This window comes from Streptomyces sp. CRCS-T-1, assembly GCF_024442335.1.
Classification (GTDB): Bacteria; Actinomycetota; Actinomycetes; order Streptomycetales; family Streptomycetaceae; genus Streptomyces; species Streptomyces koelreuteriae.
This window is the reverse complement of record NZ_CP101651.1, coordinates 1,955,145-1,967,404: the sequence shown is the minus strand read 5'-3', so window position 1 is coordinate 1,967,404 and position 12,260 is coordinate 1,955,145. Positions and strand designations below refer to the sequence as shown.

General features: G+C 70.5%; 8 protein-coding genes. 7 read left to right on the top strand and 1 reads right to left on the bottom strand.

Annotated features, from left to right (window positions below; all coding sequences use genetic code 11):
* Window positions 1-79 precede the first annotated feature (79 nt).
* The 6 genes from NNW99_RS08655 (at window position 80) to NNW99_RS08630 (ending at window position 9,269) form a co-directional block, all read left to right on the top strand.
* Window positions 80-1,948: a glycogen debranching N-terminal domain-containing protein gene (locus tag NNW99_RS08655; RefSeq protein ID WP_370869123.1), complete on the top strand. Its 1,869-nt coding sequence runs from the start codon at window positions 80-82 to the stop codon at window positions 1,946-1,948.
* 131 nt (window positions 1,949-2,079) lie between these two features.
* Entirely contained in the window at window positions 2,080-2,838 is a 759-nt protein-coding gene (locus tag NNW99_RS08650) for an NUDIX domain-containing protein (protein WP_215118121.1), read from the top strand.
* Window positions 2,839-2,948: 110 nt separating this feature from the next.
* On the top strand, window positions 2,949-5,267 hold the full coding sequence (locus NNW99_RS08645; RefSeq protein WP_215118120.1) for an ATP-binding cassette domain-containing protein: 2,319 nt from the start codon (window positions 2,949-2,951) through the stop codon (window positions 5,265-5,267).
* A 161-nt stretch (window positions 5,268-5,428) separates the two neighbouring features.
* Window positions 5,429-6,316, top strand: coding sequence for a FadR/GntR family transcriptional regulator (locus NNW99_RS08640; RefSeq protein ID WP_215118119.1), 888 nt, complete (start codon window positions 5,429-5,431; stop codon window positions 6,314-6,316).
* A gap of 426 nt (window positions 6,317-6,742) precedes the next feature.
* Entirely contained in the window at window positions 6,743-8,284 is a 1,542-nt protein-coding gene (locus NNW99_RS08635; protein WP_215118118.1) for an RNA polymerase sigma factor, read from the top strand.
* 148 nt (window positions 8,285-8,432) lie between these two features.
* Window positions 8,433-9,269 carry a serine protease gene (locus NNW99_RS08630; RefSeq protein WP_215118117.1) on the top strand — a complete coding sequence of 279 codons (837 nt, stop codon included), beginning with the start codon at window positions 8,433-8,435 and terminating at the stop codon, window positions 9,267-9,269.
* A 145-nt stretch (window positions 9,270-9,414) separates the two neighbouring features.
* On the opposite strand, the gene NNW99_RS08625 is transcribed toward NNW99_RS08630, so the two are convergent.
* On the bottom strand, window positions 9,415-9,645 hold the full coding sequence (locus NNW99_RS08625; protein WP_215118116.1) for a hypothetical protein: 231 nt from the start codon (window positions 9,643-9,645) through the stop codon (window positions 9,415-9,417).
* 440 nt (window positions 9,646-10,085) lie between these two features.
* Between NNW99_RS08625 and NNW99_RS08620 the strand changes: the two genes are divergently transcribed.
* Complete coding sequence (locus NNW99_RS08620; RefSeq protein WP_215118115.1) at window positions 10,086-12,209, top strand: type IIA DNA topoisomerase subunit B; 2,124 nt, start codon at window positions 10,086-10,088, stop codon at window positions 12,207-12,209.
* The last annotated feature ends 51 nt before the right edge of the window (window positions 12,210-12,260 follow it).

The following is a 12,260-nucleotide window of genomic DNA, read 5'->3' as shown; positions in this document are numbered from 1 at the left end:
CGCCGACCTGCCGCCCGCCCACACCGCGATGATCTGTGTCGCCCTTCCCGGCCTGGCCATCTCGACGGAGGAAGGGCAGATGACCGGCCGGGGGCTGGAGGGGTTCTACCGCGGCGGTCGGCGCGTGCTCTCCCGGTGCGAGATCCGTGTGGGCGGGCGGGAACCTCTCGCGGTGCAGGCCCGCATGGCCTCGGCCGACCGCGCCAGGTTCGTGGGCACGCTCCGCACGTCCCCGCAGGCCGGCCCGGACCCGGACGTGATCGTGGAACGCAACCGCTTCGCGGACGGCACGGAGCGGATCACCCTGCACAGCGCGGCTCACCGACCCATGCGCCTGCCGGTCGAGGTGACCCTGGGCACCGACCTGGCCGACCTCGGTTCGATCGCCTCGGGCACCGCGGGACCCGAACTGCCCGCCAGCGTCCACAGCTCCGGCCTGCGCTGGACCTGCCCCACCGGCAACGCGTCCGTCACGGCCGAACCACCTCCCTCGGACGCCCTGGCCTCGGCCGGGCTGCTGCGGTGGGAGCTCGACCTGCCGCCGGGTGGAAGCAGCAGCCTGGAACTGCGGGTGCGGCAGGATGGCGCGGGGCCTCTCCGCGCCGTGGGCCGTGCAGCGACCAGCCCCCTGGCCGCGGCGTGCGCGGAAGGCGACGACCCCAGAGTCGCCGCCCTCTTACGGACCAGCATCGAGGACCTCCAGGCCCTCCTGCTGCGTGACTCCGCGAACCCCGCCGACACCCATCTCGCGGCCGGGGCACCCTGGCGCTGCGGTCTGGCACCCGCCGATGCGCTCGTCGCCGCCCGGATGGCCCTGCCGCTCGGCACCGGCCTGGCAGCGGGAACGCTGCGGATCCTCGCCCGGACCCAACTCACCGGACCGGGACCGCAGTTCGGGATGATCCCCGGCCCGAGACGGGACGCCGGGCCTTACCTTCCGCCGCAGTGCACCGGTACGGAGGCGACACTGCTCTTCCCCGTCCTGCTCGCGGAAGCCCGGCGCTGGGGGCTCGGCGAACAGGAGACGGAGGAACTGCTGCCCGTCGCCGAGCGCTGCCTGACCTGGCTGCGGACCACGGTGGGCGACAACGTGTACCTGCGCGACCCGCACCCGGGCGGACCCATCCGCTGCGAGACACAGGCCCACGCGCACCGCGCCGCACTGCTCGGTGCCGATCTGCTCGACGCCTGCGGCCGTACCGGAGCAGCGGCACTCCGGGAGTGGGCGCAGGTCTTACGGCCCGCCTTCCGGGAGGACTTCTGGCTCGACGACCGCGGGGGCGGCAGGCCCGCGGCGGCACGTGCCCCCGACGGCAGGCCCGTGCCTCATCTTGGTGTGGCCGCCGTCCATCTCCTCGACACCGGGCTGCTGGGCGGGGGTGCCCTGGCACCCGGTCTGCTCGACAAGGTCCAGACCGAGAAGCTCGCCCGGCTGCTCGGCAGCCCCGTCATGGACTCGGGCTGGGGTCTGCGTGGACTGGGCGCGAAGGAACCGGGATTCAACCCGTTCGGCCATCGCGCCGGGGCCGTACGGATCCAGGAGACGGCACTCGCCGTCGCCGGTCTGGCCGCCGCGGGCTACGAGAAGGAGGCGAGTTCGCTGCTGCGCGGCGTACTCGAGGCCGCCGAGACCTTCGGCCACCGCCTGCCCGAGATGTACGCGGGCGAACAGCGTACGGAGGGAAGCGCTCCCCTCCCGCACCCTGCGGCCTGCCGCCCCGCGGCCACCCCGGCGGCGGCCGGAGTCCTGCTGCTTACCACGCTCGCAGGGATCCGCCCCGACGCCCCGGCCGGGACCGTCACCCTGCGCCCGGTGCGCAGCGCACCCCTGGGCAAGGTCGGCTTCACGGGGCTGCGCGTGGTGGGCGCCCCGTTCTCCGTGCGGGTCAGCCGGCTCGGCCTCGTCATGGTCGAGGAGGCGGCCGACGGACTGCAGCTGGGTGCCTGACCTGCCACAACAGGTCACTTCCGGATCACCGGGAGCCGACAGTGAAGCCCATACCCGACCGAAGTGGATCAGTCAGCGAAGCGAGCCACGAAGGGAGTGTTTATCGTCAGGCAGACGACTATGATCGCCGCATGCCCTACGACCCGTCAGCGTTTCCGCCCTTCGCCGTCACCGTGGACCTGGTCGTACTGACCGTGCGTCGCCATGCCCTGTGTGCGCTGGCGGTACGCAGGGGCGAACCACCGTTCCAGGGGCGTTGGGCGCTTCCCGGCGGTTTCGTACGGGCCGACGAGGACCTGGCACAGGCCGCGGCGCGTGAGCTGGCCGAGGAGACAGGGCTGCGCGTCCACGACCCTGCCGTCCCCGCCCAGGACAACGGCGCACACCTGGAGCAGCTCGCCACCTACGGCGACCCCAAGCGGGACCCCAGGATGCGGGTCGTCAGTGTCGCCCACCTCGCCCTCGCTCCCGACCTGCCCGCGCCCAGAGCCGGCGGCGACGCCAGCAACGCGCGCTGGGCTCCGGTCGAGGAACTGCTGCAGCAGGGCGGTTACGGGCGTGACGCCGAACCGGGAGCCCCGCTGGCCTTCGACCACGCGCAGATTCTGGCGGACGGAGTGGAGCGAGCCCGCTCCAAGATCGAGTACTCATCGCTGGCCACGGCCTTCTGCCCGCCCGAGTTCACGGTCGGAGAGCTGCGTCGCGTCTACGAGGCGGTGTGGGGCGTGGCGCTCGACCCGCGCAACTTCCACCGCAAGGTCACGGGCACCCCGGGCTTCCTGGTCCCCACCGGTGGGACGACCACCCGCCAGGGCGGCCGCCCGGCCCAGCTCTTCCGGGCAGGGGGCGCGACGCTGCTCAACCCTCCGATGCTGCGCCCCGAGGTGTGACGCCGGGCCTGGAACGCGACCCGCCCACAGCCCGGACAGTGGTGATTGCCCTGCCCGAGACGGCCTCGCGCTGCCCGGAAAATCGGACATAGCGCGCTATCTTGCTGCGAGTGATCCAGGCCTTCGGACTGACCAGCAACCCTCGCAAAGAGCTTCCGCCCGCGGCCGACGATGTCTCCTTCGAGGCGCGGGCGGGCCGCGTCACCGCGCTGCTCGGAGCCCCGGGCGCGGGCAAGACGACAGTCCTCAGGCTCATGCTCGAGCTTCAACAGGGTCGCGGCATCACCTACTTCCGGGGCCGCCCCCTGCACCGCGTCGCCCATCCCTCGCGTGAGGTCGGCGTGCTGCTCGGCGACGTTCCGGGGCACCCGGCCCGCACGGTCCGTGGCCATCTGCGCATGCTGTGTGCCGCCGCGGGGGTTCCGGTCCGGCGTGCGGACGAAGTCCTCGAGGCGGTCGGGCTCGTGAGTCTGCGCGACGAACGCCTCGGTGCCCTCTCGCGTGGCATGGACCGCCGCCTCGGCCTGGCCTGCGTCCTCCTCGCCGACCCGCACACCCTTGTGCTCGACGATCCGGCCGACGGGCTCTCCGTCCGCGAGGGCGGCTGGCTGCACGGCATGCTCCGCGCACACGCCGGTCACGGCGGCACGGTCCTGTTCACCACGGCCGACCCCAAGGAGGCCGCGCGCACCGCCGACCGCGTCGTCACGCTGGAGCAGGGCAGGCTCGTGGCCGACCAGGAGGCCGTGGAGTTCTCACGCACCCGCCTGCGTCCCCGAGTGGCCGTACGCAGCCCGCACGCGGCCCGTCTGGCCGCTCTGCTTGCCAAGCAGGCCCGCACGGCGCAGCGCTCGGTCGAAGTCGTACGAGAGGGCGACAACCGCCTCTCCGTGTACGGCAGTACCTGCGCGGACGTCGGGGAGACCGCGTTCCGTCACGGCATCGTCGTCCACCAACTCGCGGACGAGATCGGTGACATGGGCCCCGGTGCGGGAGCTGCGCAGCCTGGTGAGCCACACGGCGACCTGGACGAGGGCCGGGTCGATCACGACAGCGCCGAGTCGGACCATGACAGCGTCGAGCTGGAGGGGGCCAATCCCGAACCGGAACGGGTCCCCGCGCTGCCGAGGCACGTCACGAACGCCCTCTGGCCAACCGCTCCGCCCCGGGCCGTCGAGCCGGAGCCCGACCTCGAAGCGTCGACGCCGAGCACACCGGACCCCGTCGTCATCACTTCCGAGCTGGAATCCACTCTGGAGCTGAAGCCTGCCGCCGACGTGCCGCGAGCAGCCGCAGGCGAGCAGCCGCCCGCCTCCGAGCATGCGCAGCCCTCCCCTGAGCAGCGCCCCACCCTCGATCAGCAGGCCACCACCGACACTCCGGAGCCAGCCACCGACGGTCCGTTGCCCACCACCGACGCCCCAGAGCCAGCCAACGACGACGATCCGCTGCCAGCCACCGGCCCCACACAGCCCGTCGCCGAGCCCCACGACTCCCCAGACGCACCCGCGGCCGCCCCCTTGGGCGACCCCGCCGCCCCTCCCCACCCCCAGGCCGCAGCCTCCTCACGCCCCGAGCCCCACCCTGCCGAAGCCCGCGGAGCGTCCCGCACGCTCGACGCGCTCCCCCCTCTGCCACCTCCCATCTCCGTCCGCCCCGCTCCCAGCCCGCTCCGCCCCCTCCGATACGAGATCCGCCGTGCCGCCGGGATCGGCACCGGCTTTCTCACCGGGGCCGTGGTGCTCGTCGTGTCCGCCGTGACCGCTGTCGTGCTCGCCCGCATCGGGCACACCCCGCAACCGCGCCTGCTGGCCGCCTGGCCGCGGGAGCTGCCCCTGCCGCCCGCGGCGCTCGGCGCGGGACTGCTCGGCGCGCTGTCCTTCGGTGACGAGTTCCGCCATCCCGCCCTGGCCGCGGACCGCGGCACCGTGCCCCGCCGGCTGGGACTGCTGGCCGCCAAACTGCTCGTCGCCTCGGCCGCCGCGCTGGCGCTGGCCGTCCTCACCGTCGGCTGCGACGCCGAGGTGCTCTATCTCGTCTACGGACGGGAACTCGCCCAGGTTCCCGCCGACTGGCTGCCGCTGAGTGCGAGTTGGATCGGTCTCGTCATCGGCTGCGCCTGGGCGGGCGTACTGGCCGCCGGTGTCTTCCGGTCCACCACGGCCGGCCTCGCCGCGGTGGCCGCCGTGCCCCTCCTCGTCGTACCTGTCGTGCACAAGATCCTGGAGGGACCGTCCGTTCGAACCGCGGCCGGACTGCCTCTGCGAATGCGAGAGGTCCTCGTACCGCGGTGGCCCTTCGGGGGAGAGCGCTACCTGGAAGCCGCGCTCGGAGTGCTGTCCCAACCTGTCGGTGGCGCAATGACGTTGTCGCTGGCCGCGCTGCTCTGCGCGTACCTGCTCACCACCCTGCGGAGCAGATTCCGCTGACGACTGTCCGTAACCCCCCGTCCAGCCATGCGCACAACTCCCCGCAGAACGCCCATTTCTTTCCGATAAGGCGTCAATTGCGACGGGGTGAGCGATCACCCTTTCGTGTGCTTTTCACCAAAGACCTCAAGGGAGTTGGAGACGACGCCGACAAAGGATGCGTGAGTACCCTTGCGCACACCATGATGACCGCCGCCCGCTCCGCTGACTCCGGCCTCACGAGCCCGGGCGAACTCGACCGCTACCCGTACGCCGAGGCGCCCGCCGTCGACCGTGTCGGGGCCTCTGCCTGGGACGGCGCGGACCCCGAGCTGGGCCGTGTGGGCCGACGCGCCGCGGGCAGCCGCGGACGCGGGCTGCACGGCCAACTCGTCCAGCAGCTGGGTCAGATGATCGTCTCCGGCGACCTGGGCGCCGACCGCCCGCTGGTGCCCGAGGAGATCGGCCAGCGCTTCGAGGTCTCCCGTACCGTCGTCCGCGAGTCGCTCCGCGTCCTGGAGGCCAAGGGCCTGGTGAGCGCCCGCCCGAACGTGGGCACGCGCGTGCGCCCGGTCAGCGACTGGAACCTCCTCGACCCGGACATCATCGAGTGGCGGGCCTTCGGGCCGCAGCGCGACGACCAGCGCCGCGAGCTGAGCGAGCTGCGCTGGACGATCGAGCCGCTCGCCGCCCGCCTGGCCGCCGGCCACGGGCGCGAGGACGTCCAGCAGCGCCTCGTGGACATGGTCGAGATCATGGGGCACGCGATGGCCCAGGGTGACGCGCTCACGTTCTCCCGCGCCGACTCCGAGTTCCACTCGCTGCTCATCCAGGTCGCGGGCAACCGCATGCTGGAGCACCTGTCGGGGATCGTCTCGGCGGCCCTCCAGGTCTCAGGCGGTCCGGTCACGGGCTGTGACCGGCCGAACGAGGCGTCGCTGGGGCACCACGGCCGCATCTGTGACGCCCTCGCCGCCGGCGACGGAGCCGCGGCCGAGACGGCGATGCGGCAACTCCTCATGGTCCACCCCGAGGTGGAACGGGTAGTGCCCGCCCCGCGCGAGCACTGACCGCGTTCCGCGGGCGGCGCGGCCGGGTGTGCCACCCCCTCCTGTGGCAGCGCCCGATCATGCACCGCCTCCCGTCGGACCCCGCCGGATCCTCGTGATCCCGCGGGGTCCGACGGCGCGAAGGGGGCCGCCCGTCCGTCGCGGCGGTAAGGTCACGTCCAGGAGTGACAGCCTCTATCCGTATCTGACCGTTTTTATTCGCTTACGGGGTGTGACTCGGGCCACGCGGATTGGGCGTAACGCTCGCGGGGAGAACGCGATGACCTAAGAGGTGACAGCCGCGGAGGGAATACGGACGCCGTTCACGGCGCTGTGCATCTTCCCGGCCCCCGCCCGCGCCGTCGGCCCATCCCCAAGCCGGCGGTCGGCTCCTGTCCACTGTGGACGGGGCCGGAAGCCGTTTTCCAACGTTCCGAGAGGTTGTTCGTGTCGGCCAGCACATCCCGTACGCTCCCGCCGGAGATCGCCGAGTCCGTCTCTGTCATGGCGCTCATTGAGCGGGGAAAGGCTGAGGGGCAGATCGCCGGCGATGACGTGCGTCGGGCCTTCGAAGCTGACCAGATTCCGGCCACTCAGTGGAAGAACGTACTGCGCAGCCTCAACCAGATCCTCGAGGAAGAGGGTGTGACGCTGATGGTCAGTGCCGCAGAGCCCAAGCGCACCCGAAAGAGCGTCGCAGCGAAGAGTCCCGCCAAGCGCACCGCCACCAAGACGGTCGCGGCCAAGGCGGTGACCACCAGGAAGGCCACCGCCACCGCCACGCCGGCGGCGCCCGCAGCCGAGCCCGCCGCTGAGGAAGAGGCGCCTGCCAAGAAGGCAGCCGCCAAGAAGACGACCGCCAAGAAGGCGGCCGCGAAGAAGACCGTCGCCAAGAAGACGGCGGCCAAGAAGACCAGCGCCAAGAAGGACGACGCCGAGCTCCTCGAAGAGGAGGTGCTCGAGGAAGCAGCCCCCGGCAAGCCCGGCGAGGAGCCCGAGAGCACGCCGGAGAACGCGGGCTTCGTCCTGTCCGACGAGGACGAGGACGACGCGCCCGCCCAGCAGGTCGCCGCCGCCGGCGCCACCGCCGACCCGGTCAAGGACTACCTCAAGCAGATCGGCAAGGTCCCGCTGCTCAACGCCGAGCAGGAGGTCGAGCTCGCCAAGCGCATCGAGGCCGGTCTGTTCGCCGAGGACAAGCTGGCCAACGCCGACAAGCTCGCCCCCAAGCTCAAGCGTGAGCTGGAGATCATCGCCGAGGACGGCCGCCGCGCCAAGAACCACCTCCTGGAGGCCAACCTCCGTCTGGTGGTCTCCCTGGCCAAGCGCTACACCGGCCGCGGCATGCTCTTCCTGGACCTCATCCAGGAGGGCAACCTCGGTCTGATCCGCGCGGTCGAGAAGTTCGACTACACCAAGGGCTACAAGTTCTCCACGTACGCCACCTGGTGGATCCGTCAGGCGATCACCCGCGCCATGGCCGACCAGGCCCGCACCATCCGTATCCCGGTGCACATGGTCGAGGTCATCAACAAGCTCGCGCGCGTGCAGCGCCAGATGCTCCAGGACCTGGGCCGCGAGCCCACCCCGGAGGAGCTGGCCAAGGAACTCGACATGACCCCCGAGAAGGTCATCGAGGTCCAGAAGTACGGCCGCGAGCCCATCTCGCTGCACACCCCGCTGGGCGAGGACGGCGACAGCGAGTTCGGTGACCTCATCGAGGACTCCGAGGCGGTCGTCCCGGCCGACGCGGTCAGCTTCACCCTCCTCCAGGAGCAGCTGCACTCCGTCCTGGACACCCTGTCCGAGCGCGAGGCGGGCGTCGTCTCCATGCGCTTCGGTCTCACCGACGGTCAGCCGAAGACCCTCGACGAGATCGGCAAGGTCTACGGCGTCACGCGCGAGCGGATCCGCCAGATCGAGTCCAAGACCATGTCGAAGCTGCGCCACCCGTCCCGTTCGCAGGTGCTGCGCGACTACCTCGACTAGTCGCCGGTCGTACGACGCGGAAGGCCCGGTTCCCTCAGGGGGACCGGGCCTTCGCCGTGCCCTGTCTCCGCGTCATCCCGAGGGTGCGGCGCGGCGCCGGGTGAATCACTCTGGGTGTTCAGTGAACACCACGGAGTGAGGAGTGCGTATGCGTCGTCGCCTTGCCCGGGCCCTGGCCCGACCGCTGGTCCTGGCGGCCGCGGCATCCGCCATATCAGTGGCCTCCAGCGCCCCTGTGGCCGCCGACAGCGTGGTCATAGGCGGATTCCCCGTCGATGTGTCCGAGAGCCCGTGGACGGTCGCCCTGTCCAGCCGTGACCGGTTCGGAGGTACGCGTGCGGGGCAGTTCTGCGGCGGGGTGGCCGTCGGCCGCAGCACGGTGCTCACCGCGGCCCACTGCCTGGACAAGGAGGTCTTGGGCGTGGCCCCGGAGCGCGTACGTGACCTCAAGGTCATAGCAGGGCGCACGGACCTGGTCTCGGACCGCAGCGGCCGGGAGATCGCCGTGCGGCGGTCCTGGGTGAACCCGGCGTACGACGGTGTCAGCAACTTCGGGGACTACGCCGTACTCACTCTGGCCGAACCTCTGCCCGTCGGCTCGGTCATCGGTATGGCGGCCGACGGTGATCCCGCGTACGCGGTGGGCGGTGTTGCGACGGTGTACGGGTGGGGCGACACCTCCGGCGCCGGTGAGTACCCGAACAGTCTGCGCGCCGCGCGTGTGCGTGTGTTCTCCGACGAGCTGTGCGAGGACGCCTATCCGGGCGGATCCGACGGCACGTACGAAGCGGAGAGCATGCTGTGCGCGGGGGAGAGGGAGGGAGGCCGGGACGCCTGCCAGGGAGACAGCGGGGGGCCGCTGGTGGCCCGGGGGCGGGTGATCGGGCTGGTGTCCTGGGGGATCGGCTGCGGGCGGGCCGGCAGTCCGGGGGTGTACATGCGTGTGTCCGAGATCATGCGGACGCTCGGCTGGTCACGGGGGTGAGAGGACCCGGAAGGGGACTCGGAGGGCGTCCGGCGGAGCCTGGGCGGGCTTGTGGGGACGAGGACGGGCGGCTGCCTCTGCTCTTCAGAGGCAGCCGCCCGTTCACCGGCCTGTGCCGTGCTGGCTCGTCGTCGGACGCGAGGTGTCAGCGCTCTTCTTCGGAGGCGGTCGCGGGAACGGTCGTGAGCCGCTCCGTCTCGTCCTGTATCTCAGCGGCGATCTTCTTGAGTTCCGGCTCGAACTTGCGGCCGTGGTGGGCGCAGAAGAGCAGTTCTCCGCCGCTGAGCAGCACGACGCGCAGGTACGCCTGGGCGCCGCAGCGGTCGCAGCGATCAGCGGCCGTCAGGTGGCTCGCGGGGGTCAGAACAGTAGTCACGTCGCCTCTTCTCTAGCTCGACGAGCTGTCGTACCAGGGTCAACATCCAACCAGCCATAAAACGTTCCCGCTCGTGGCTTTTCCTCGAAAAAATCTTGCGAGGCGGCTGTCTGCTGCCGGTTGGCGGCGAATGTGCCGTATTGCGTGTCTATGTGCTTACGGGGCTTCGCGTTGTATCGGTGGTCGGTCCTCCCGGCTGGGTTGCCGGTTGTTCATGAGGACGTGCCCGGAGCCTAAATGGTTCATGCCTGGAAGGGAACGTGATGTGTACTTCACTCCATCGAGGGATCGAACACACATGCGAGCCTGGACTAGTCTGAGTCTCTGACGAGGGTGGCGTTACAACGGCTCTACCAGGCCTCGGTACCCTCTCACCGGTGACTGAAGCCGCGCCCTTACCCACAAGGGCCCCATCTGAAATTCAGCGAGGAGCGAACCGCGTGACCGCCGAATCGTCCGTGCCGTCCACAGCTCTGCTGGCAGGAGCAGACCGGGACGGATCCAACTACACCGCGCGGCACCTGCTCGTCCTTGAGGGGCTCGAAGCCGTGCGCAAGCGCCCGGGCATGTATATCGGGTCGACCGACAGTCGCGGTCTCATGCACTGCCTCTGGGAGATCATCGACAACTCCGTCGACGAGGCCCTGGGCGACTACTGCGACCACATCGAGGTCATCCTCCAGGACGACGGATCCGTAGAGGTCCGGGACAACGGCCGGGGCATCCCGGTCGACGTCGAACCCAAGACCGGCCTCTCCGGTGTCGAGGTCGTCATGACCAAGCTGCACGCCGGCGGCAAGTTCGGCGGCGGCTCGTACGCCGCCTCCGGCGGCCTGCACGGCGTCGGCGCCTCCGTGGTGAATGCCCTCTCCGCCCGCCTGGACATCGAGGTGGACCGCGGCGGGCACACGCACGCCATCAGCTTCCGGCGCGGCGTCCCGGGCGCCTTCACCGGGAACGGCCCGGACGCCAAGTTCGAGGCCAAGGGCGGGCTGCGCAAGGCCAAGAAGATCCCCAAGAGCCGCACCGGCACGCGCGTGCGGTACTGGGCCGACCGCCAGATCTTCCTCAAGGACGCCAAGCTCGCCCTGGAGACGCTGCACCAGCGCGCCCGCCAGACCGCGTTCCTGGTGCCCGGCCTGACCATCGTCGTACGCGACGAGTACGGGCTCGGCGAGGGCGGCAGCAAGGGCGAGGAGTCCTTCCGCTTCGACGGCGGAATCAGCGAGTTCTGCGAGTACCTGGCGAACGACAAGCCGGTCTGCGACGTCCTCCGCTTCTCCGGACAGGGCACCTTCAAGGAGACGGTCCCCGTCCTGGACGACCACGGCCAGATGACGCCCACCGAGGTCACCCGCGAACTCGCCGTCGACGTCGCGATGCGCTGGGGCACGGGATACGACACGACGCTCAAGTCGTTCGTGAACATCATCGCCACCCCCAAGGGCGGTACGCACGTCGCCGGGTTCGAGCAGGCCGTCGCCAAGACGATGAACGAGGTGCTGCGCACCAAGAAGCTCCTGCGCGTCGCCGAGGACGACATCGTCAAGGACGACGCCCTGGAGGGCCTCACCGCGGTCGTCACCGTCCGCCTCGCCGAGCCACAGTTCGAGGGCCAGACCAAGGAGGTCCTCGGCACCTCGGCGGCCCGGCGCATCGTGAACACCGTGATCTCCAAGGAGCTCAAGGCGTTCCTGACGTCCACGAAGCGAGACGCCGCGGCCCAGGCCCGGGTCGTCATGGAGAAGGCCGTCGCCGCCGCCCGCACGCGCATCGCGGCCCGCCAGCACAAGGACGCGCAACGCCGTAAGACGGCCCTGGAGTCGTCCTCGTTGCCGGCCAAGCTCGCCGACTGCCGCAGCGACGACGTCGACCGCAGTGAACTGTTCATCGTCGAGGGCGACTCCGCGCTCGGTACGGCGAAGCTCGCCCGGAACTCCGAGTTCCAGGCGCTGCTGCCGATCCGGGGCAAGATCCTCAACGTCCAGAAGTCGTCCGTGACGGACATGCTGAAGAACGCCGAGTGCGGTGCGATCATCCAGGTCATAGGAGCCGGATCGGGCCGGACGTTCGACATCGACACGGCTCGCTACGGCAAGATCATCATGATGACCGACGCCGACGTCGACGGCTCGCACATCCGCACCCTGCTCCTGACCCTGTTCCACCGCTACATGCGGCCCATGGTCGAGGCCGGCCGGGTCTTCGCGGCGGTGCCGCCGCTGCACCGCGTCGAGATCGTCCAGCCGAAGAAGGGCCAGGACAAGTACGTCTACACGTACTCGGACCGGGAACTGCGCGACAAGCTCATGGAGTTCCAGAGCAAGGGCATCCGCTACAAGGACTCGATCCAGCGCTACAAGGGTCTCGGCGAGATGGACGCCGACCAGCTGGCCGAGACGACCATGGACCCGCGTCACCGCACGCTGCGCCGCATCAACCTCACCGACCTGGAGTCGGCCGAGCAGGTCTTCGATCTGCTGATGGGCAACGACGTGGCACCGCGCAAGGAGTTCATCTCCAACTCGGCGGCGACGCTGGACCGGTCGAGGATCGACGCGTAGCCGCTGGGCCGAGACGGAGGCCAAGGGCCCTGCCCGGGCGGTGCGTTACGC

Bases quoted from the DNA above. Each gene is read 5' to 3' on its own strand.
- NNW99_RS08630 (WP_215118117.1), top strand. From the start codon at position 8,433: ATGCGTCGTCGCCTTGCCCGGGCCCTGGCCCGACCGCTGGTCCTGGCG.
- NNW99_RS08655 (WP_370869123.1), top strand. From the start codon at position 80: ATGACCGGCCGGGGGCTGGAGGGGTTCTACCGCGGCGGTCGGCGCGTG.
- NNW99_RS08650 (WP_215118121.1), top strand. From the start codon at position 2,080: ATGCCCTACGACCCGTCAGCGTTTCCGCCCTTCGCCGTCACCGTGGAC.